This is a genomic window from Roseovarius sp. MBR-78, from assembly GCF_040547535.1.
Classification (GTDB): Bacteria; Pseudomonadota; Alphaproteobacteria; order Rhodobacterales; family Rhodobacteraceae; genus Roseovarius.
The window spans coordinates 17,528-38,029 of the sequence record NZ_JBEPPX010000013.1; the positions used below are offsets into that span (position 1 = coordinate 17,528).

Here is a 20,502-nt window from a genome sequence, read left to right on the forward strand (position 1 = left end):
CAAATCTGGCGGCGCGGCGACACCGAGCGCGCGGCAGCTTTGCCCCTCTCGGCGAGCCGCGCAATCCAGTCCCGCACAGCCTGCTGACCATCCTGCCGTGGAAAACTCTATCAGCCGAAGGCGGGGCATTGCCAAGTTGCTTGGTTGATGCTGCGCTGCCCCGCGTTTGCCAAGTCATGGCTTCACCTGGAGAGCATAGTTCGTCCACAGATCGAACGCATCTGCCCGGGCATGGCGACAGGATGTGGCGGTGAGGCGATAGCGGCGGGGTTTGAAGATCGTGTTGATCTGGTCATGCGCGGCAAGGAAGCGCTGTGCCTGTCTGGGGGACTTGAAGCGGCCCATGATTTTCTCACTCCGCCGGGTCAGCCTGTGACGGCCCTCGATCCGGTTGTCGAGACCCTTGTGCGCCCGATGAGCCGCACGGGGTGCCAGGCGCGAGATTGGCTTCGTGTAGCTGCGCAGCTTGTCGGTGATGACCACCCTCGGCTGACCAAATTGAGCGATCAGCCGTGTCAGGAAGCGCTTGGCAGCTTTGGCATTACGGCGTGTCTGAACCAGGATGTCGAGCGTGTCACCGTTCGTCGGGGATTTGATCCCCCGGATCAAATCCAGATCCTCCTCACCATCGACGGCTCGCCACAGCCAGTGCTTCACGCCGCCCATCTGGATCACAACCTCGTCCAGGTGCCACTTGTGGCTCAGACGCAGCCGGTCCCGGCGGATGCAAGCCGCAAAATGCGCGCCAGATCGGTGCACCCAAAGGCGGATGGCTTCCCGGCGGACGATGACACCACGCGCCGCCAGGAGATCCTCAACATCCGCCGTTCTGAGCGCAAAGCGATGGTAGGCCCAGACCGCATAGGCGACGATCTCGCGGGGAAAACGAAAGCCTTTCAGGCGCGGCATTGATGACGGTATCTGCATGGCACAACCGGTACCAGCCTCACAAGCCGCAAACAACTTGGCAATGCCCTGTGGCGTATTCGCGCGGATAGCCGCGCTTTTCCATCTCGGGGATGAGCAGCGGGCCGATGGCGGCAATGCCGGTCAGGCCAGAGCCCGAGATTGCCCCGATCACCGCGCAGGAGATGGCGGCGACGACGCCCAGACCGCCGCGCACATGGCCGATAAAGGCGTTGACGAACCGCAGCAGCGAGGTGGCGATGCCGCTTTCGGACATGATCGTGCCCGCCAGCACGAACAGCGGAATGGCCAGCAGCACCGGGTTGCCCAATTGCTGAAACCCCCAGAGCATCATGCCCTTCATCGTCACGTCGCCGAGGAAATACATCACCATCAGCGCCGCGCCGAAACAGTAGGGCAGCGGCACCCCCAGCGTGAGCGTGATGACCAGAAGGGCAATGGCCAGCAAGGCGATCTCGATCATGACGGGGCCCCCATGCGCAGGGTGTGGACATGCGCCACGAGATGTCCGGCGGTATAGGCCATCATCAGCCCCAGCCCGACCAGGAGCGCGATATCGGAATAGAAGGTCGGGATATAAAGCGTCGGGCTCTCGCGCCAGACGCGCCAGGCATATTGCGTGTAATCCCACGCTCAGCTGAGCAGCCACAGCCCGACGATCAGGCTGATGATCTCGCCCAGGATGGCGAGGATGGTATGCCCCCGCTCCGTCTTGACGAAGATTTCCAGCACATTGGCGCGGATGTGGGTATTCTCGCGCGAGGCGTTGACCGATCCGAGGATATAAAGCCAGAGCGTGGGGTAGAGCATCGTTTCCTCGAGCCCCATCACCGGCACCTGCAGGACATAGCGCATGATCACCTGCACGAACTGGCCGAGCGCCGCCACGCAGATCAGCGCCGTCAGAAGATATTTCGCGAAATGATCCATGCGCCCCCCTTGGCCATGTCGCCCTTACCGGGCCGTCAGCGGATTACACTGGACATCATATATAAATTCAATTTGATTATACCTCTGAGTCCATTAATTTGAATTATAGCCTGATATGCACCTTTCCCTGCGTCAGCTCGCCACCTTCCGTCAGGTCATGCGCTCTGGATCAATAAGCCAGGCGGCGCGCAGCGTCGGGCGCACGCAACCGGCGGTCTCCACCATGATCCGCACGCTGGAGGATCAGTTGGGCTTTGCCCTTTTCGTGCGCCGCGAGGGCAAGCTTACCCCCACCCCCGAGGCGCATTACTTTCTCGAGGAATGCGAGGATATTCTTGGCCGGGTAGAACGCACCGAACGCACGCTGGAACGGATCAGCACGCTACAGGCGGGCAAGCTCAAGATCGCCTGCCACCCGGCGGCGTCGAGCGTGTTCCTGCCGCGCCTGCTCACGCGTTTCCTGCGCGACAAGAACGATTTCCAGGTGTCGCTCATCATGCGGTCTTCTGATGTGATCGAGGATCTGATTGCCTCCCAGCAATTCGATATCGGCTTCTCGGAAACGCCCGCCCCGCGCGCGGCGATCCGGCAAACCGATTACGAGCTTGAATGCGTCTGTGTGTTGCAGGCGGATGATCCTCTGGCCGGGGCAGAGGCGGTCACCCCCGCCGATCTCGATGGCCGACCGATGGCCGTGCTCTTTGACGAGCACCGGACAGCGGTGCAGACAGAGGCGGCCTTTCGCGCCGCCGGGTGCCGGTTCAACAAGAGGTTGGAGTTGCGCACCTTTTTGCCGGGGTTGCAATTCGTCGCGGCAGGCGTCTGCGTGATGGTCTGCGACATGATCACGGCCTATAGCCACCTGCTGCTCTCCCCGGCACCGCCCCGGTTGTCGATCCGGCGTTTTGTGCCGCGCATATCGAACAGCGTCTCGATCCTCACACCGGGATATGCCACACAGTCGATGGCGGGCCGGGCATTCATTGCCGATCTCCAAAGCGCCGTAGACCAAATGCAGGCTGAGGTTAGCGATGCCCTGAAATGACACCGCACGAACGGGGTTTCATGTCCTTCAAGAGTGCTGTTCCGCCGCTGTGAAGGCTGCGTCTCAACGTGAGGCCTTCCGATGGTCGCGGATCAGCAGGCCACCACACACTCGGGCCAAACATCTAGGCGGCGATCCCCTCGGCGATCCGCGCAAGGAATATGTCTCTTGACGCGTCAAAGCTTGCGACGATTTCGCCAATATCCACATCCTCGCGCCTGCCCGCACGCGAGAGCGCCTCGCCCTCGGAGCACAGATCGGCAAGGGCGGCAAAACCAAGGTTGAGCGCGCTGCCCTTGAGGAAATGCAACTGTGCCTCGAGATCATCCTCGGCGGTGGCGGTGCGCAGCAGTGCAAGCGCCGTCTCCACCTCCTCCAGGAATAGGTCGAGCACCTCCTCGAAGGCGTCAGTGCCGATTTCCTCTCTCAATTCACGCACGCGATTCCAGTCTATCATGTCAGCCTCTCCCGCATTTCCGCCAGTTTCCGCGCGAGGTCTTCAGAACCTGTTAACGCGGACTGAAAAATGGCAAAAACTTTATCCGTTCACGGGTTGGTAACGCGCCATCATCCATGATGCGCCTGAAACGAGGAATGGTGAGAGCGGTGCGCGTCGCGAATATGACCGTCGAGGATGACAAACCCGCAGCAGGTATCGGCAGGCGGGTCCTTGTCGTGGATGACAGCAGGGCGCAACGGCACCTTCTTGGCAGCTATCTGCGGCAATGGGGCTATGTTGTCGAAGAGGCCGAGACCGGCGGTGCCGCGCTCGATATCTGCCATCGCCACCTGCCCGATCTGGTGGTCAGTGACTGGATAATGCCGGGGATGAGCGGCCCTGACTTTTGCCGCGCGGTTCGCGCGATGGGGAGCGAAAGCTATGTCTATTTCATCCTTCTGACCTCCAAGAGCGGCAAGGGAGAGATCGCCCTCGGCCTTGATGCCGGGGCCGATGATTTCCTGACCAAGCCGGTCAATGCCGCCGAATTGCGCGCGCGCATGGCCGCCGGGATGCGCATTCTCGACATGGAGCAGGAGTTGATCGCCAAAAATCGCCTTGTCAGGGCCACGCTTGACGAGTTGCAGGCGCTCTATGATTCGCTCGACAATGACCTGCTCGAGGCCAAGAAGCTGCAACAGTCGCTTTTGAGCGAACGCTACCGCGATCTTGGCCCGGCGCAGGTGTCTCTGGCGCTGCATTCCTCGGGGCATGTGGGCGGTGATCTCGTGGGCATGTTCCCGATTGGCGAGGGGCGGGTTGGTCTTTACGGGCTTGATGTGTCGGGCCACGGGATCAGTTCGGCGCTGATGACGGCACGCCTCGCGGGATATCTTTCGGCCACCGTGCCCGAGCATAATCTTGCCCTGAACGAGATCGCACCGGGCCGCTTTGCCGCCCGCCCGCCCGCCGAGACGGTATCGCGGCTCAACCATGTCTTTCTTTCGGATTTGGAGACCGAGCATTACTTCACCATCGCGCTCGCCGATGTCGATCTTGTCAGCGGGCGCGTCATCCTCGCGCAGGCCGGGCACCCCCATCCGGCGGTGCAGCGCGCCGATGGCTCGGTCGAATTCGTCGGGCAGGGTGGCTTGCCCGTCGGGTTGATTGCGGAGGCGTGTTTCGATCAGGTCGAGTTCACGCTCGCCCCCGGCGACCGGCTGCTCATCCATTCCGACGGGGTGACCGAATGCGCGGCCCCCGATGGCACCATGCTCGATGACTGCGGCCTCGCCGCGATCATGGGCCACCTGCGGCAGACGCAGGGCCCGGCCTTTCTCGAATCGCTGATGTGGAAGCTGTCCGATCACGCGGGTGATTCGCATTTCGCCGATGACATTTCCGCGATATTGCTGGAATTCAGGCCCATGCCGCGATCCGGCTGACAAAGTGGCGATCCCCGGCATTGCCAAGATCGCGGGCCGCGCGCGCGGGCGATATCCACAGCGCGCGGTGCCCCGGCTCGGATGGCGGGCCAAGCGGGCGTACCGGCGCGGCCCGGTAAATCACGCAGAGCTTTTCCGCCCAGAGATCATAGTCCGGCATATAGGTGAAACGGCGAAACGCCCCGATCCGCCGGGGCCTTGCGATCAGCCACCCGGTTTCCTCGCGCACCTCGCGGTAGAGCGCGCGCAAGGGTGATTCGCCCGGATCGACCCCGCCCCCCGGCAACTGAAGCTCGGGCAGCGGCGTGGCCTGATGCGTCACCAAAAGCCGCCCGCCCCGCGGCAGGATCGCGTAGACCCCGGGCCGCAACCGATAGCGGATACCGGCCTGCGGTGGCTCTCCGAATCGTCGTGTCATGCCCGCACCCTCACGCCCGCCTTGTCCTGCCCCTGCGCGCGCGATATGCCCAAACCGCGCAGCGAAGGAAAGCCCATGACGCTTGGACAAAGATTAGCGTGGGACGATACGGTCCTGCCGTTTCAGCTCGATCACGCCGATATCCGGGGCCGGGTGGCACGGCTTGACGGGGTGCTGGATGCGATCCTGCACCAGCATGATTACCCCCCGGCGGTCGAGGCGCTGATCGCCGAGATGGCGCTTTTGACCGCGCTCATCGGCCAGACGATCAAACTGCGCTGGAAGCTCTCGCTCCAGCTTCAGACCAAGGGCGCGGTGCGCCGGATTGCCAGCGATTATTTCGCCCCGGCGCAAGAGGGCGATCCGGCGCGGATGCGCGCCTATGCCAGCTTTGACCGCGACGGCGTGCATGATGGCGACGCCTTCGCGCAGTTGGGCGAGGGGTATTTCGCCCTGCTTGTCGATCAGGGTCAGGGCAGCACCCCCTATCAGGGCATTACCCCGCTGACCGGTCACGCGCTCGGTGCCTGCGCCGAGGCCTATTTTGCCCAGTCCGAGCAATTGCCGACCCGTTTCGCCCTCGGCTTTGACAAATCCGCCGGGCATTGGCGCGCGGGCGGCGTGATGCTGCAACATATGCCCAAGGCCTCGCCCTTTGCCAGGGATGACGCAACCGGCGACGATGGCCTGCTCGCCGCGCGCGATATCGTGCATGGCGAGGATGCCGAGAACTGGGACCGCGCCAATCTCCTGCTCGACACGGTCGAGACGCCGGAGTTGATCGGGCCGTCCGTCTCGCCCGCCGACCTGCTGGTGCGGCTCTTTCACGAAGAGGGCCCCCGCGTATTCGACATGCAGGCGGTGCGCTTTGGCTGCACCTGTTCCGAGGAGCGGGTGCGCAACAGCCTGTCGATCTACTCGGCCCGCGATATCGCCCATATGACCACCGAAGACGGCGTCGTGACCGCCGATTGCCAATTCTGCGGCGCGCATTACCGGCTCGATCCGGCGACGCTCGGCCTTGATAGCCCGGAGGCCAAGGGTGAGACCAAGTGATCCCCTCTCGCGCATCCTCGATGCTGCCGCGCGGCACTCCACCCCCTGCGCAGGATCGTCTGATTACGATCTCAACCCCGAGATCACCCTGCCCGAGGGCCGCCGCCTGCGGCCCGCCGCCGTTCTCGTGGCGATCCAGACCGGGGGCGACGCGCCGCGCGTGATCCTGACCACGCGATCCTCGGCGCTGCGTCACCATCCTGGCCAGATCGCCTTTCCCGGCGGCAAGCAGGACGCGGCCGACAAGGATTTGCACGCCACCGCCCTGCGCGAGGCGCATGAGGAAATCGGCCTTGCGCCTTCGGCGGTCGAGATCCTTGCCGACCTGCCCCGCCACGAGACGGTGACCGGCTTTGACGTGACCCCGGTTCTGGCCCGCGTCGCTGCGCCCTTCACCCCGCGCCCCGAGCCGGGCGAGGTGGCCGAGGTGTTTACCGTGCCGCTCGCCCATCTCCTCGATCCCGCACGATTCCGGGTGGAGCAGCGGCGCTGGCAAGGGATGTGGCGGCGTTACTACGCCGTGCCCTACGGGCCTTATTACATCTGGGGGGCAACCGCGCGCATCCTGCGGGTGATGGCCGGCATGGCGGCGCGGCCATGAGGATCACCGCAGACTGGATCAACCGCCCCGAAACCCGCGCGGTCCTTGATGCGCTCAACACCGGCGGTCAGCGGGCGTTTTTCGTTGGCGGCTGCGTGCGCAATGCGCTTCTGGGGGTGCCGGTGGGCGATATCGACATCGCCACCGACGCCGCCCCCGAAACGGTCATGGCGCTGGCCGAAAAGGCCGGGCTGAAGCCCGTCCCCACCGGCATGGAGCATGGCACGATCACCGTGGTGTCGGGCGGGGTGCCGCACGAGGTGACCACGTTTCGCGCCGATACAGAGACGGATGGACGGCGCGCAAAGGTTGTCTTTGGCCAGAGCATCGAGGCGGATGCAGCCCGCCGCGATTTTACCATGAACGCGCTCTATGCCGCGCCCGACGGGGCCGTGATCGACCCGCTTGGCGGGCTGCCGGACCTGACCGCACAGCGTGTTCGTTTCATCGGCGAGGCCGCTGAGCGTATCCGCGAGGATTATCTGCGCGTCCTGCGATTCTTTCGCTTTCACGCCTGTTATGGCGATGCCGAGGGCGGTCTTGACGCCGAGGGCCTTGCCGCCTGTGCCGCCGCGCGAGACGGTCTTGCGACGCTCTCGCGCGAGAGGATCGGCGCGGAGATGCGCAAGCTTCTTGCCGCCCGCGATCCGGCCCCCTCGGTTGCGGCGATGCAGGCGGCTTGGGTGCTCGCGGCGATCCTGCCGGGGGCCGATGCGCGCGCGCTCGCCCCGCTTGTCCATCTTGAGGCGCAGACCGGCATCGCACCGGATGCGCTCCGCCGCCTTGCCGCGCTGGGCGGCGTGGATGTGGCGGCGCGGCTTCGGCTGTCGCGCACTGATGCGCGACGGCTTGACCGCCTGCGCGACGGGATCGCGGATGCGATGCCCCCTGCCGAATTGGGTTATCGCCTCGGGGCGGTGGATGGCGGCGATATCGTGCTCTTGCGCGCGGCCTGTCTCGGTGGGCTGCTGGCACCGGATGCGCTCGACGAGGTGAGGCGTGGGGCGGCGGCGGTTTTCCCGGTCCGCGCCGCCGATCTCATGCCGGGGCTTGGCGGCCCCGCCCTTGGCCGCCGCCTTGCCGAGATCGAGGCCCGCTGGATCGCCTCGGGCTTTGCCCTGACGCGCGAGGATCTCTTGTGACCACGTATCGCATCCTGCGGCTTGGGGCGCGCGGCGACGGCGTGGCCGAGGGCCCGCTTTTCGCGCCCCGCACCCTGCCCGGCGAAGAGATCACCGGCACGCCCGATGGCGACCGCCTCACCGATATCCGCGTCGTCTCGCCCTCGCCCGATCGCGTGCGCGCGCCTTGCCGTCACTTTGCCACCTGCGGCGGCTGCCAGCTTCAGCACGCGTCTGATAGCTACGTCGCGGCATGGAAGGCCGATCAGGTAAGGGTGGCCCTTCGCATACGCGGTATCGAGGCCGAGATCGGGCCGGTGCTGACATCGCCGCCCGCCTCTCGGCGGCGCGCGGTGCTGGCGGCGCGGCGCACGAAATCCGGCGCGCTGGCAGGGTTTCACGCCCGCGCCAGCGATCAGGTGGTCGAGGTGCCCGATTGCCAGCTTTTGCACCCCGATCTCATGCCTGCGTTTGACGCCGCGCGCGATCTTGCCCGCGCCGGGACAAGCCGCAAGGCGGGGATCGCGGTCACCGCCACGCTATCGCGCGCCGGTCTTGATCTGGCGGTGCGGGGCGGCAAGCCGCTCGACGGGCCGCTGCGGCTCTCGCTGGCGGCGCTGGCCGAGCGGCACGATCTCGCGCGCCTCGCGTGGGAGGATGAGACCGTGCTCACTCGCCGCGCGCCGGTGCAGGTCTTTGCCGGGGTGCCGGTGGTGCCGCCGCCCGGTGCCTTTCTTCAGGCCACCGCCGAGGGCGAATCGGCGCTCGTGGCCGAGGTGCTGGCCCTGCTCGACGGCGCGCGGCAGGTGGCCGATCTGTTCGCGGGCTGCGGCACGTTCAGCTTTCCGCTGGCGCAGCGCGCGGCGGTTCACGCGGTTGAGGGATCGCCCGAGATGATCGCCGCGCTCGATCATGCCGCCCGCCACGCGCAGGGCCTGAGACCGATCAGCCACGCGGCGCGCGATCTCTTTCGCCGCCCGCTCGATGCGACAGAGCTTGCGGGGTTCGATGCCGTGGTGATCGACCCGCCGCGCGCCGGGGCCGAGGCGCAGATTGCCGAAATCGCGCGATCACGCGTGCCGCGCATCGCGCATGTGTCCTGCAACCCGGCCACGTTCGCCCGTGACGCGGCGCAACTTCTGGCGGCGGGCTATCGCATGGGGCGGGTGTGTGTGGTCGATCAGTTTCGCTGGTCGTCCCATGTCGAGCTGGTGGCGGGCTTTCACCTCGATTGACACGTTATCGCTAGGCATTTTTCCCGTAATCCGGTATCTTGAGGGAAAAATCCCGAGGTCGGCAGCGTGGAAAACCCCATGAAGATCACCAGACGATTCACCCTTCTCGCGGGTGCCGCCGTGCTTTCAGGCTGCGCGCAGAAATCCAAATTCCGCAGCTATTACGGGCCGGAGGTGACGCGTATCGTCATCAACAAGGGCGCGCGCGAAATGTTCCTGCTGCATCACCGCCGTATGCTGGAACGCTATGATGTGGATCTCGGCTTTGCCCCCGCCGGTCACAAGCGGTTCGAGGGTGATGGCAAGACGCCGGAGGGTGACTACATCATCGACCGGCGCAACCCCAACAGCGCCTATCACCTCTCGCTCGGGATATCTTATCCCAACGAGGCCGATATCGCCTATGCCCGCGCGCTTGGCAAATCACCGGGGGGCGATATCTTTATCCACGGCGAGGCCACCGCCCTCGGCTTTCTCAAACCAGATTGGACGGCGGGCTGCATTTCCGTGAAAAACCGCGAAATGGAGCACGTCTACGCGATGGTGCGCAACGGCACGCCGGTCACGATCAACGCCTGATCACCCGCCGAGCGTCATCGTCCACCATATCTTGCCACCCGAATCCTGATGCCAGGCAAAGCCCATCTTGCGCGCCTCGGGCGACAGGATCACGCGGCGGGTGATATCGTCTTCCATCCAGGCGGCGAGGGTTTCAAGCTCTGTCTCGTAGGTTTCCGAGATCGTTTCGCCGACAAGATGCCCTTCGTAGCCAACACGCTTGACCCGGTCGATCGGTGACGAGCCGTCAGAGCCGAAATGCCACGGGCGATTCTGCACCGACATGTCGCGCGAATGGGTGGCGGCGGCGGCGGTCAGCTTGTCGTCGAGCGTGACGGGGCTGGCCCCGGCGGCCTGGCGCAGGGAATTCACCGCATCGAGCATCCGAAACTGTATTTCACGGGTGTCGCCCGGCCGGATACGGTAAACGCGCGGCAGCGGTTTGCCGTCAGCCCCCATCTGGGGCACCGTTGGTTGCGGCGCGGCGCAGGCCGAAAGGCCAAGCAAAGCGGCCAATAAAAGGACGATGATACGCGACATGAGACTGGCCACCCGTGGCTGTTGATCCTTTCGCTTTAGCGCGGCTGGCGCGCGGGTTCAAACAGGCACATGCCCAAAAGGGCACACTCGCGTCTCTTTGATTTGCGACTGCGGCCCGAAAACCATATACTGCGCCCCGAGGTGATACGGCAGTTGGAGACGGAACGATGACGTCAGATTTTTCGGACAAGATGAAGCGCCGCGCGTTTCTTGCAGGCAGCGCGGCCATGATCGGTGCCCCGGCACTCGCTCAGGGCGTGGATGGCGCTGGCACGGTCGAGATCGAGCGCGACGTGACAGAGACGGTGCGGCGCAACATCTCGGCGTTTCGGATGCTGGATTGGCAGCCTTATTTCTCAAACCTGAGAAACGGCGCGATCCTGTGCGATATCGATTCGCGGGCGGTCCATTTCTGGAGCGAGGATGGTCAGACCTACAAGCTCTACCCGTCCTCGGTGCCGCTCACCGATGAATTGACGCGCCGCGGGCGCACCTCGGTGGTGCGCAAGGTTGTGGGGCCAAGCTGGCGCCCGACGCCCTCGATGCTCAAGCGCAACCCGGAATGGCCCGCCTATGTGCCGCCGGGGCCGGATAATCCGCTTGGCACCCACGCGCTTTACCTGAGCTGGACCTATTACCGCGTTCACGGCACGCATGATACGCGCAAGATCGGGCGGCGGTCGTCCAATGGCTGTATCGGGCTTTATAACGAGCACATCCAGGAGCTGTTCGCGCTCTCCAACGTGGGCACGCAGGTGTTGCTAATTTGACGAAAACGCGGCGACAAATGCGTCTTGCGATCAAAGATGGGTTTGCATTCATCACATTTTGCTGATTAGACATATCTACGAGGTATGTCTTGGGCGGACGGTCGCGGCTGCTTGCGATCATGCCCTTATCTGGAGGATAATGATGAAAAAACTCGCTCTCGCTGCCGCTCTTTCCGCCGCTGCGTCCACCGGCTTTGCCGGCTCTTTGGCCGAGCCCGTGATCGAGGCTCCGGTTATCGTCGAAGAAACCAATGCAAGCTCGTCGGCCGCTGCCGTCTGGGTTCCGCTGCTTCTGCTGGCGATCGTCGCTGCGGTTGTTGCCGCCGACTGATCCGGCTTTCGTTTCAAAGGAAAAAGGCAGCGTTTCGGCGCTGCCTTTTTTCATGCACGCTTGGCTGGGCGCTCAGTCGAGCCAGCCGCCAAGATTGGCCTCGACGATGGCGGACAGCGCCTTGATATGCGCCGGGTCATCGTTCAGGCACGGGATATAGGTAAAGTCTTCGCCGCCCGCCTCCTCAAAACTCTCGCGGATTTCCTCGTTGATCTCTTCCAGCGTTTCGATGCAATCGGCGGAAAAGGCGGGGGCCATGACGGCGATTCGCGTCTTTCCCTCTTCGCGTGCAAGCCGGGCCACCTCGTCCACCGTGTAGGGCTTGAGCCATTCCTCGGGGCCAAAGACCGATTGGAACGTGGTCGTGATCTCGGTCTTGTCCCAGCCGAGCCGTTCGCGCAAGAGCCGCGTCGTTTTCTGGCACTGGCAATGATACGGATCGCCCTGCATCAGGTAGCGCTTCGGCATCCCGTGATAGGACACGACAAGGATTTCGGGCCGCTTTGCGGCATCACCATAGGCGCGTTCCACCGATTGCGCGAGCGCCTCGATATAGAGCGGATGCTCGAAATACGGCTCGACCACCCGCGCGACCGGCTGCCATGTCTCGGCCATAAGCGCGCGAAAGAATTGATCGTTGGCGGTGGCCGAGGTGGCACCCGCGTAATGCGGATAGAGCGGAAAGAAGAGGATGCGCGTGCAGCCCGCCTGTGCGAGCGCGCGCACCTTGGATTTGGTGGAGGGATTGCCGTAGCGCATGCAGAAATCCACCATGACATCATCGCCATAGCGCGCAGCCAACGCCTCCGAGAGCTTTTCGGTCTGGTCGCGGGTGATGGTCATCAGCGGGCTTTCGCCCTTGTCTTCGTTCCAGATGGATTTGTAGGCCGCGCCCGAGGTGAAGGGCCGCTTGCTCAGGATGATGAGCTGCAACAGCGGTTGCCATTTCCACGGCGCGTAATCGATCACCCGGCGATCCGACAGGAATTCGTTGAGATAGCGGCGCATGGACCAGTAATCATAGTTATCCGGCGTGCCGAGATTGGCCAGCAGAACGCCCGTTTTCGCGCGTGGCACCTTGGGGTGATCGGGCTGGGCGTGGCTTGGGCGTGTGGCGTCGCGGCTGGCGTCTAGCATGGCGCAGGGGTTCCTTGTCCGGGATCACCGCTGACATAACGGTTACGCCCGCGAGGTCAATCTTCGAGCGGATTTTCCCGCGTTCCAAGCGCATCCGAGAGCCGCGCGGCGGCAGAGCCGGGGCGCAGGGGCTTGGGCTGGCTGTCATCGGGGGCCCAGCCGGTGAGAAAGATCATCTCGGCGCTGGCGCGGATACCCCCCTGAGGGTGTGCGAATTCCCGCGCGTAGATATCGCAGGCCCGCGCCAGAACCGCCCGCCGCAGCGCGTTGCGGGGCCGCGCGGTCATCGCGTTACCCTCGCCCATGCGGCGCAGATCGCGCATGAGCGCCAGCGCATCGGGGTAGCACAGATCAAGCGGCAAGCGGTCCGCGACCGGCAGGGCAAACCCGGCGCGTTGCAGCAGCGCGCCAAGATCGCGGATTTCCCCCATCGGAAGCACGCGCGGCGACAGCCCGCCGGTCACATCCGCCTCGGCCTGTGCCAGCGCGGCGCGCAATTCGTGAAGGCTGTCCCCGCCATAAAGCACCGCGAGCAAAAGGCCATCGGGGCAAAGCGCGCGCCGCGCCTGCACAAGTTGCCCGACGGGATCATTGGCCCAGTGCAGGCACAGCGCATGGATCACAAGATCATGCGCGCCGGGGCGCAGCGCGAGCGTGTCAGCATCGCCGGTCACGGTGGCGGCGGGGTGGCGCGCCTGCCAGAAATCGGGAAAACCGGTGACAATGGCCGGTGTCGTAAAGGATTTGTTAACCACGGCCAGCCGATCCTCGATCTCATCGGCGGCGATCTCGTGCAGGAACAGCGCGGGCGCGCGCCGCGCGCGGGCGCGCTGTCGCAGGAGGGCGGGGCGGTCTGTCAGCGGGGTCTGGCTCATGCCGGAGGACATAGAGTGGCGCTGCGCGCTTTACAAATGGCGGTTCGCCTCGTCTACCCGCCGCGCTGCACCTCTTGCTGCGTGGTGGTGGAGGACGCGTTCGGCCTGTGCGGTGCGTGCTGGCGCGAGACGCCGTTCATCACCGGGCTGGTCTGTGACCTGTGCGGCGTGCCGCTCCCCGGCGAGGATACCGGCCAGCCGGTGCAGTGCGACGATTGCCTGACCCTTGCAAGACCGTGGTCGCGGGGGCGCGCGGCGATGCGCTATGACGGCAATGGGCGCAAGCTGGCGCTCGCGCTCAAGCATGGCGACCGGCACGACGTGGCCTATCCGGGGGGCAAGTGGCTGGCGCGGGCCGCGCAGCCGATGCTGTCGCCGGGCATGGTGATCTCCCCCGTTCCGCTGCACTGGATGCGGCTTTGGTCGCGGCGGTTCAACCAATCGGCGCTTCTGTCAAAGGCCCTCGCGGGCGAGACCGGGTTGCCGCATGTGGCCGATCTGCTGCTCCGGCACCGGCGCACGCAGAGCCTCAAGGGCCTTGACCGGGCCGCGCGCCACGCAACGCTCGACGGGGCGATTCGGGTCAATCCCCGCCATCTTGCGCTGATAAAGGGCGCGCGCGTGCTGCTGGTCGATGACGTGATGACCTCGGGGGCCACGTTTTCGGCGGCGGCGCAGGCATGTTATGCCGCCGGTGCAGAGGATGTGTGCATTCTCGCACTGGCGCGCGCGGTCAAGGATGCCTAGGTTCGTGTCAAACAGGATAGGACCACACCATGCCACAGATCGAGATTTACACCTCGCCGCTTTGCGGTTTTTGCCACGCGGCCAAGCGGCTTTTGAAACAGAAAGGCGCGGCCTTTTCCGAAATCAACGTGCTGGCGCAACCCAAGCGCAAGGCCGAGATGATGAAGCGCGCGGCGGGCAGCCACACGGTGCCGCAAATCTTTATCGGCGAGACGCATGTGGGCGGCTGTGACGAGCTTTACGCGCTTGACCGCGCGGGCAAGCTCGACGCGCTCTTGCGGGGCTGAGGCCCATGCACGCCGCGCTCTTGCAGCTTAGCTCGGGCGATGATCCGGGCGAGAACCTCGCCACCGTGCGCGCGCGGATGCAGGAGGCGGCGGCCGGGGGGGCCGAATTCATCCTGACCCCCGAGGTCACGAATTGCGTCTCGACCAGCCGCAGCCATCAACGCGCCGTTCTTTGCCGCGAGGGCGATGACCCCGCGCTTGCCGGCCTGCAGGCCGAGGCGGCGCGGCTTGGCATCTGGCTGCTGATCGGCTCGCTCGCGCTCAAGACCGGGGATACCGACGGGCGCTTTGCCAACCGCTCGTTCCTGATCGGGGCCGATGGAACGATCCGCGCGCGCTATGACAAGATCCACATGTTCGATGTCGATGTCAGCGCCGAGGAAACTTACCGCGAATCAGACGGCTTTCGCCCGGGCACCCGCGCCACCCTTGCCGAGACACCCTGGGGCAAGCTGGGGCTGAGCATCTGCTACGATGTCCGGTTCCCGCATCTCTATCGTCGGCTGGCGCAGGCGGGGGCCGATATCCTGACGGTTCCGGCGGCGTTTTCCCATGTTACCGGGGCCGCGCATTGGCAAAGCCTGCTGCGCGCGCGCGCGATCGAAACGGGATGTTTCGTGCTCGCCCCCGCGCAGACCGGCACCCACAGCGCAGGCCAGGGGCAGGCGCGGCGCACCCACGGCCACAGCCTTGTCATCGGGCCGTGGGGCGAGGTGCTGGCCGATGGCGGCACCGAGACCGGGATCATCACGGTTGATCTCGACCTGTCACAAGTGGCACAAGCGCGCAGGCGCGTGCCGTCGCTGCGCCATGACCGGGATTTCGATGGCCCCTGAATGGATGAGATACAGAGCAATGCCCTCGCGGTCGCGCTGTTCAGCGAGATCCTGACGAACGATCAACTGATTCGGTCGCGTCTCAGCCGTGTCATGCCCAAGGGAATGGAAATCTCGCATTTCGCGGTGCTCAACCATCTTGCCCGCACCGGCGAGGAACGCAGCCCCGCGCAGCTTGCCAAGAGCTTTCACGTCACGCGTGGCGCGATCACCAACACGCTCTCGAAGCTGGAATGGGCGGGCTATATCCATATCCGCCCCGATTGGGAGGATGCGCGGCGCAAGATGGTCTCGATAAGCCCGTCGGGGCGCATGGCGCGCGATGCCGCGATTTCGGCGATCACGCCGTTGGTGTCGGACCTGATCGGCGATCTCGGCGAGGATCGCGTGCGCGCCACCCTGCCGGTGCTGCGCGAGTTGCGCGCCAAGCTCGAAGGCTGAGCGCCGGGCCCCGCACGATGCAGGCCCCGGCGCGATGCGGACTCAAGCGTCGGCAGGCTGGGCCTGGGCGGCCTGACGGCGGGCGATTTCCTGCCGGTAAAGCTGCACGAAATCAATGCTTTCAAGGTTGAGCGGCGGGAAGCCGCCATCGCGGGTCACGTCGCTCACGATGCGGCGCATGAACGGGAAGATCTGGCGCGGACATTCGATCAACAGGTAGGGGTGCAACTGGTCATCGGGCACGCCCTCGATATGGAACACGCCGACATAATCCATCTCGAGGACAAAGAGCACATCCTTGCTCTCCTTGTTGCGCGACGTGATGTTGAGCTTGCACGCCACCTCGAACTGGTTCTCGGCAGAGCGTTTCTTGCCATCGAGATTGACCGCAACCTGCACATCGGGCTGCACCTCGCCGCCGGTGCCGCGCTGTGCCAGCACGTTCTCGAACGACATGTCGCGCACGAATTGCGTGAGGATGTGCAGCCTGATTTGCGGCGCTGCTGCACCTTCTGCGGTCTGCTCACTGGTCTGCGGGGCGGCACCGTTATCCTGGTCGGCCATCTGTGTCTCCTGATGATAAATTGCTGCATCAGTGCTTAGCAGGCCGTCCCGCGCGCCTCAATGCCTTGTCCAGCCGGATGCGCCGCGATCCTCGGGATCAATGGCGCGATACTCGCCCTCGACGATATCGGGTTGCGCCGGGCGGCTGGCCTGCGCGCCGCGGATCACGATCCGCTCGCGGATGCGCGCAAAGACAAAGCTGCGCACCGGCGGCAACAGCAGGGCAAACCCTATGGCATCGGTGAAAAACCCCGGTGTCAGAAGCAACGCCCCGGCAAAGAGGATCATCGCACCGTGGACAAGCGGCGAGGACGGATCGCCATGCCCGTCAAGCGCCGCGCGCAGCCGGTCAAGCTCTGCCAGCCCCTGCCTGCGCAATAGCGCGGTTCCGATTGCGGCGGTCAGCACCACGACCGCGAGCGTCGGCCACAGGCCAATCGCGCCGCCCACCTCGATGAACAGCGCAATCTCGATCAGCGGCACCGCGATGAACGCAATCAACAGCCACATTGCCAAACCCCTTTCTTTCGAGAGCCGCGTGGTGGACTTGGCCCCTTGCGTCCCCTACATAGGAAGCCAACGGGCAACCTGCCATGCCCCGCACGACAAGAGGTGCTCATGAATTCGCCGATCCTGCAATTGCTGGTGCTCGCCGGCATCGCCATTTTCCTCATCCTGCGGCTCAAGAGCGTTCTTGGCACGCGCGACGGGTTCGAGGGTGCGCCGCGCAGCGCGTCCGTTGAAAAAGCGCCCGACCGGCGCGGATTCGAGGTGATCGAGGGCGGCCCCGATCACGATATCATCGACAATGTCCCCGAGGACTCCGACGCCGCAGCCGCCCTTGCCGAGATGAAGCGCATCGAGCCCGATTTCGGCGTGGCCGATTTCATTGGCGGCGCGCGCGGGGCCTACGAGATGATCCTGATGGCGTTCGAGCGTGGTACGCTCGACGATGTGACCCCGTTCCTGTCGCCCGATGTCTACGAGGCCTTTGCCGAGGTGGTCGACGCGCGCCAACAGCAGGGTCTTAGCGTCGAGGCTGAATTCGTCGGCGTGCGGCATATCTCGATTGCCGATGCGCGCTTTGACGCCGATGCGCGTCGTGCCGAGATCGACGTGCATTTTGTCGGCGAACTCATCACCGTGATGCGCGATGCCAATGGCGAGATCGTCGAGGGCGAGCCGGGGCGCAGCAAGCGCCAGAAAGACAGTTGGACATTCGAGCGCGTGATGGGCTCGGGTGATCCGAACTGGCGGCTTGTCGCAACGGGCGAATGACCGGGGCGCTTCGCGCGATATTGACGATGCTGGCGCTGGTGGCGGTTGCCCCTGCGCCAGCAGAGGCCACGGATATTCGCCACGAGGTCGTCGATTTCTCCGAGCTTGCGCACTGGCCCGCCGATGACCACGCCGCCGCGCTTGCGGTTTTTGTCGAGACCTGCCCCGACATGACCGGCCCGGATTGGCAATCGTTATGCGCGCTGGCGCAAACCGGCCCCGAGCCGCGCACCTTTTTCGAGCTGTTCTTTCGCCCGGTCCTCATCACCGATGGGGGGTCTGCGCTCTTTACCGGCTATTTCGAGCCGGAGTTGAACGGCGCCCTGCGCCCCGATGCGCGGTATCGCTACCCGGTCTACCGGATGCCCTCCGAGGCCCGGCAGGCGACGGTCTGGCTGTCGCGCCGCGAGATTCTCACCAGCGGCGTGATGACGGGGCGCGGGCTTGAAATCGCCTGGGTCGATGATCCGGTAGAGCTGTTTTTCCTCCAGATACAGGGATCGGGACGCATTCGCCTGCCCGATGGGCAGGTTATTCGCGTCGGCTATGCCGGCTCCAACGGCCATGATTACCGCTCCATCGGGGTAGAGCTTGTGCGGCGCGGTATCTACGAGGCGCATCAGGCCTCGGCGCAGGTCATCAAGAACTGGGTGCGCCGCAACCCCGCCGAGGGCGAGGAATTGCTTTATCACAACCCGTCTTACGTGTTCTTTCGCCGCATCGACGCGGTGCCGCCCGAGCGCGGCCCCCTTGGCGCGATGAACCGTTCGGTGACGGCGGGGCGCACCGTGGCCGTGGATCCTGCCCATGTGCCCCTTGGCGCGCCGGTCTGGATCGAGAAGGAGGGCAGCGCGCCCATCCATCGCCTCATGGTCGCGCAGGATACCGGTTCGGCCATAAAGGGGCCGCAGCGTGCCGATATCTTCCTTGGCACTGGCGAGACTGCGGGCCGACGCGCCGGGCGCTTGCGCGATCCGGGGCGGATGCTGGTCCTGATGCCGATTCAGCGCGCCTATGCCATGCTCACGGACCCGTTCCAGTGACCCGCAAGCGATCCTTGCGCCCCGACGAGATGGCGCTCTGGCAAGAGGTTGCGCGCCGCACCGTGCCGCTTGGCCCGCATCGCAGGCCGTCGGTGATGGCCTCAACCAAATCGCAGCCTATTCCGGAACCCGTGGCCGACAAGGCCGCCCCCCTTGCCGCGTTTCGGCTTGGTGAGGCCTCGACACCGCGCGAGGCGCGGCATGACGTTCTGCCCGGTATCACCGAGCGGGTCGCCTCTGCCCCCGTGGCGATGGATCGCAAATCGTTTCAGCGGCTCCGGCGTGGCAAGCTCACCCCCGAGGCCAAGCTTGATCTGCACGGCATGACGCTGGATCAGGCGCATGGCGCGCTCAACGGGTTCGTGATGCGCGCGCATGGTGCGGGCAAACGGCTGGTGCTCGTCGTCACCGGCAAAGGCAAGGATCGCGACAGCGGCGGGCCGATCCCGGTGCGCCACGGCGTTCTGCGCCACAACGTGCCGCAATGGCTTTGCCTGCCGCCGCTTGCGCCGCTCGTGCTGCAAGTGACCGAGGCGCATATCAGCCACGGCGGCGGCGGGGCCTATTACGTCTATCTACGCCGCCAGCGGAAGTGACGCGCGCGCGCGCCCGACGCCGATCATCATCATCACGGTGGCAAAGCCGAAATACCCCGCGATGAACACGAATTGCGTCTCGATCCCGAGGCCAAGATCAATCGCCAGCCCGGTAATCCCCGGCCCGATCGCAGTGCCGAACACCATGATCGCCGCCGCCATCGCCTTGATCCGCCCCATATTGGCGCTGCCGTAGAATTCCGCCCAAAAGGCATTGGGCACGATGCTGTTGGCCCCGGTGGTCAACGCCAGAAGGGTAAATCCGCCCAAAAGCATCAACGGCCCTTCCGAGACCGAAAGCACCAGAAACGCCCCGATCATCGGGATCTGGATGAACGGCAGCACCCGCGCCGTGCCCAGCCGATCAAGCGCAAAGCCCGACAGCACCATCGCGCCGATGACCACGGCGGTATAGATCGGGAACATGGCCACAAGCTCGACATGCGCGATGTTCTTGACCTCGGCGATATGCACCTGGTGAAAGAAGAACGCCGTGTTGAAGGCCGACGGCCCCAGAAGCGCCGGGATCATGAACCAGAAAAGGAAATGCCGCAACGCCTCTCCCCGTGTCCAGTGCCGCCCTTCCATCCCGAGCGACTGGCTGGTTTGGGCCCAGCTTTGCGGCGTGCGCTCGCGCCGCAACAGCAAGAGCAGAAACGGAATGCCGAGGATCGCCATCGCCGCCGCGACGATCCACAGGCTGCGCCAGTCATGCACGATCAAGAGCGACACGAAGGCGAGCGGCAAGAGCGATTCGCCCAGCGCATTCCCGAGCGTTGCAACCGACAGCGCCTTGCCCCGGCTGGCGACAAACCAGCGCGCCATCGCGATCACCGCCAGGTGGCTCATCATGCCCTGCCCGGTAAAGCGCAGCGCAAAGACGATCACCGGCAGCATCCACCATACCGGGTTGAGCGCCATCGCGAGACAGGCCAGCATCATCGCGACAAGCACCACCGGCGCAAGCACGCGCACGCGAAACAGGTCCGTCAGCCCCCCGGCCCAGACCATCGCCAGCGCCGAGGCCGTGGTGCCAAGGCTGTAGATGCCGCCCCATTGCCCGTGGCTGAGATCAAAAGCCGCGCGAATCTCCCCGGCAAAGACCGAGATGAAATAGGTCTGGCCAAAGCTCGACAGGAATGTGAGCAGCACCCCCGCCGCGAGCCAGGGCGCGTTATCGCGGAGAAATGCGAGAATCGGCATATCGCTTCGTTACGCGAAACCCGCGGGAAGGAAAGCGCAAAATGCCGCCCGCGCGGGGAGCCGAGGTCGCGGGTGCCTT

Annotated in this window: 27 protein-coding genes; 16 read left to right on the forward strand and 11 right to left on the reverse strand. The window is 64.8% G+C overall.

Annotated features, from left to right (window positions below):
• Nucleotides 1-174 precede the first annotated feature (174 nt).
• The 3 genes from ABIE58_RS11895 to ABIE58_RS11905 form a co-directional block, all read right to left on the reverse strand.
• Nucleotides 175-927, reverse strand: coding sequence for an IS6 family transposase (locus ABIE58_RS11895; protein ID WP_354544942.1), 753 nt, complete (start codon nt 925-927; stop codon nt 175-177).
• Between the two features lie 19 nt (nt 928-946).
• A complete protein-coding gene (locus ABIE58_RS11900) occupies nt 947-1,390 on the reverse strand; it encodes a TRAP transporter large permease subunit (protein WP_354544943.1) in 444 nt (147 codons plus the stop codon).
• A gap of 170 nt (nt 1,391-1,560) precedes the next feature.
• The gene (locus ABIE58_RS11905; RefSeq protein ID WP_354544944.1) at nt 1,561-1,857 is read right to left on the reverse strand and encodes a TRAP transporter small permease; all 297 of its coding nucleotides are present in this window, start codon (nt 1,855-1,857) and stop codon (nt 1,561-1,563) included.
• A 115-nt stretch (nt 1,858-1,972) separates the two neighbouring features.
• Here ABIE58_RS11905 and ABIE58_RS11910 point away from each other — a divergent pair, with 115 nt between their 5' ends.
• Nucleotides 1,973-2,902 carry a LysR family transcriptional regulator gene (locus ABIE58_RS11910; protein WP_354544945.1) on the forward strand — a complete coding sequence of 310 codons (930 nt, stop codon included), beginning with the start codon at nt 1,973-1,975 and terminating at the stop codon, nt 2,900-2,902.
• 124 nt (nt 2,903-3,026) lie between these two features.
• Here the strand turns inward: ABIE58_RS11910 and ABIE58_RS11915 are convergent, their stop codons facing one another.
• On the reverse strand, nt 3,027-3,359 hold the full coding sequence (locus tag ABIE58_RS11915) for an Hpt domain-containing protein (RefSeq protein WP_354544946.1): 333 nt from the start codon (nt 3,357-3,359) through the stop codon (nt 3,027-3,029).
• Nucleotides 3,360-3,508: 149 nt separating this feature from the next.
• Between ABIE58_RS11915 and ABIE58_RS11920 the strand changes: the two genes are divergently transcribed.
• Nucleotides 3,509-4,786, forward strand: a complete 1,278-nt coding sequence (locus ABIE58_RS11920) for a PP2C family protein-serine/threonine phosphatase (protein WP_502950090.1) — start codon at nt 3,509-3,511, stop codon at nt 4,784-4,786.
• Here the strand turns inward: ABIE58_RS11920 and ABIE58_RS11925 are convergent.
• Nucleotides 4,761-5,204 carry an NUDIX domain-containing protein gene (locus ABIE58_RS11925; protein WP_354544947.1) on the reverse strand — a complete coding sequence of 148 codons (444 nt, stop codon included), beginning with the start codon at nt 5,202-5,204 and terminating at the stop codon, nt 4,761-4,763. The genes ABIE58_RS11920 and ABIE58_RS11925 overlap by 26 nt on opposite strands.
• Before the next feature lie 75 nt (nt 5,205-5,279).
• Here ABIE58_RS11925 and hslO point away from each other — a divergent pair, with 75 nt between their 5' ends.
• From hslO to ABIE58_RS11950, 5 genes are all read left to right on the forward strand, one after another.
• Entirely contained in the window at nt 5,280-6,260 is a 981-nt protein-coding gene (hslO, locus tag ABIE58_RS11930; protein WP_354544948.1) for an Hsp33 family molecular chaperone HslO, read from the forward strand.
• A complete protein-coding gene (locus tag ABIE58_RS11935; RefSeq protein ID WP_502950091.1) occupies nt 6,247-6,861 on the forward strand; it encodes a CoA pyrophosphatase in 615 nt (204 codons plus the stop codon). The genes hslO and ABIE58_RS11935 overlap by 14 nt, the downstream gene beginning before the upstream one ends.
• On the forward strand, nt 6,858-8,003 hold the full coding sequence (locus tag ABIE58_RS11940; RefSeq protein WP_354544949.1) for a CCA tRNA nucleotidyltransferase: 1,146 nt from the start codon (nt 6,858-6,860) through the stop codon (nt 8,001-8,003). Before ABIE58_RS11935 ends, ABIE58_RS11940 begins: the two co-directional genes overlap by 4 nt.
• Nucleotides 8,000-9,217, forward strand: coding sequence for a class I SAM-dependent RNA methyltransferase (locus tag ABIE58_RS11945; RefSeq protein WP_354544950.1), 1,218 nt, complete (start codon nt 8,000-8,002; stop codon nt 9,215-9,217). Before ABIE58_RS11940 ends, ABIE58_RS11945 begins: the two co-directional genes overlap by 4 nt.
• A gap of 78 nt (nt 9,218-9,295) precedes the next feature.
• Nucleotides 9,296-9,796 (forward strand): L,D-transpeptidase family protein, encoded by a 501-nt coding sequence (locus tag ABIE58_RS11950; RefSeq protein ID WP_354544951.1) that lies wholly within the window; start codon nt 9,296-9,298, stop codon nt 9,794-9,796.
• On the opposite strand, the gene dalA is transcribed toward ABIE58_RS11950, so the two are convergent.
• Nucleotides 9,797-10,315: a divisome-associated lipoprotein DalA gene (gene dalA / locus ABIE58_RS11955; protein WP_354544952.1), complete on the reverse strand. Its 519-nt coding sequence runs from the start codon at nt 10,313-10,315 to the stop codon at nt 9,797-9,799.
• A gap of 167 nt (nt 10,316-10,482) precedes the next feature.
• Between dalA and ABIE58_RS11960 the strand changes: the two genes are divergently transcribed.
• Both ABIE58_RS11960 and ABIE58_RS11965 read left to right on the forward strand, forming a co-directional pair.
• Nucleotides 10,483-11,085, forward strand: a complete 603-nt coding sequence (locus ABIE58_RS11960) for a L,D-transpeptidase (RefSeq protein WP_354544953.1) — start codon at nt 10,483-10,485, stop codon at nt 11,083-11,085.
• Between the two features lie 142 nt (nt 11,086-11,227).
• Entirely contained in the window at nt 11,228-11,416 is a 189-nt protein-coding gene (locus tag ABIE58_RS11965; RefSeq protein ID WP_354544954.1) for a hypothetical protein, read from the forward strand.
• A gap of 72 nt (nt 11,417-11,488) precedes the next feature.
• Here ABIE58_RS11965 and hemH read toward each other — a convergent pair whose 3' ends face one another.
• On the reverse strand, nt 11,489-12,553 hold the full coding sequence (hemH, locus tag ABIE58_RS11970; protein WP_354544955.1) for a ferrochelatase: 1,065 nt from the start codon (nt 12,551-12,553) through the stop codon (nt 11,489-11,491).
• 56 nt (nt 12,554-12,609) lie between these two features.
• Nucleotides 12,610-13,428, reverse strand: coding sequence for a methyltransferase domain-containing protein (locus tag ABIE58_RS11975; RefSeq protein WP_354544956.1), 819 nt, complete (start codon nt 13,426-13,428; stop codon nt 12,610-12,612).
• 36 nt (nt 13,429-13,464) lie between these two features.
• Here ABIE58_RS11975 and ABIE58_RS11980 point away from each other — a divergent pair, with 36 nt between their 5' ends.
• From ABIE58_RS11980 to ABIE58_RS11995, 4 genes are read left to right on the forward strand one after another with little or no spacing between them, the layout of a single operon-like run.
• Complete coding sequence (locus ABIE58_RS11980; protein WP_354544957.1) at nt 13,465-14,175, forward strand: ComFC family protein; 711 nt, start codon at nt 13,465-13,467, stop codon at nt 14,173-14,175.
• 29 nt (nt 14,176-14,204) lie between these two features.
• On the forward strand, nt 14,205-14,462 hold the full coding sequence (grxC, locus tag ABIE58_RS11985) for a glutaredoxin 3 (RefSeq protein ID WP_354544958.1): 258 nt from the start codon (nt 14,205-14,207) through the stop codon (nt 14,460-14,462).
• Nucleotides 14,463-14,467: 5 nt separating this feature from the next.
• Complete coding sequence (locus tag ABIE58_RS11990) at nt 14,468-15,298, forward strand: carbon-nitrogen hydrolase family protein (protein ID WP_354544959.1); 831 nt, start codon at nt 14,468-14,470, stop codon at nt 15,296-15,298.
• Nucleotides 15,299-15,739 (forward strand): MarR family winged helix-turn-helix transcriptional regulator, encoded by a 441-nt coding sequence (locus ABIE58_RS11995; RefSeq protein WP_354544960.1) that lies wholly within the window; start codon nt 15,299-15,301, stop codon nt 15,737-15,739.
• Between the two features lie 42 nt (nt 15,740-15,781).
• Here ABIE58_RS11995 and secB read toward each other — a convergent pair whose 3' ends face one another.
• Together secB and ABIE58_RS12005 are read right to left on the reverse strand one after the other, a co-directional pair.
• Complete coding sequence (secB, locus tag ABIE58_RS12000; RefSeq protein WP_354544961.1) at nt 15,782-16,303, reverse strand: protein-export chaperone SecB; 522 nt, start codon at nt 16,301-16,303, stop codon at nt 15,782-15,784.
• A gap of 57 nt (nt 16,304-16,360) precedes the next feature.
• Complete coding sequence (locus tag ABIE58_RS12005; RefSeq protein ID WP_354544962.1) at nt 16,361-16,813, reverse strand: FxsA family protein; 453 nt, start codon at nt 16,811-16,813, stop codon at nt 16,361-16,363.
• Between the two features lie 108 nt (nt 16,814-16,921).
• Between ABIE58_RS12005 and ABIE58_RS12010 the strand changes: the two genes are divergently transcribed.
• Genes ABIE58_RS12010 through ABIE58_RS12020 form a run of 3 tightly spaced genes read left to right on the forward strand, consistent with a single transcriptional unit; the run spans nt 16,922 to nt 19,220 of the window.
• A complete protein-coding gene (locus ABIE58_RS12010) occupies nt 16,922-17,581 on the forward strand; it encodes a Tim44/TimA family putative adaptor protein (protein WP_354544963.1) in 660 nt (219 codons plus the stop codon).
• The gene (gene mltA / locus ABIE58_RS12015; RefSeq protein ID WP_354544964.1) at nt 17,578-18,624 is read left to right on the forward strand and encodes a murein transglycosylase A; all 1,047 of its coding nucleotides are present in this window, start codon (nt 17,578-17,580) and stop codon (nt 18,622-18,624) included. Before ABIE58_RS12010 ends, mltA begins: the two co-directional genes overlap by 4 nt.
• Nucleotides 18,621-19,220 (forward strand): Smr/MutS family protein, encoded by a 600-nt coding sequence (locus ABIE58_RS12020; protein WP_502950092.1) that lies wholly within the window; start codon nt 18,621-18,623, stop codon nt 19,218-19,220. Before mltA ends, ABIE58_RS12020 begins: the two co-directional genes overlap by 4 nt.
• Here the strand turns inward: ABIE58_RS12020 and ABIE58_RS12025 are convergent.
• Complete coding sequence (locus ABIE58_RS12025) at nt 19,200-20,423, reverse strand: MFS transporter (RefSeq protein WP_354544965.1); 1,224 nt, start codon at nt 20,421-20,423, stop codon at nt 19,200-19,202. The genes ABIE58_RS12020 and ABIE58_RS12025 overlap by 21 nt on opposite strands.
• Nucleotides 20,424-20,502: the final 79 nt, after the last annotated feature.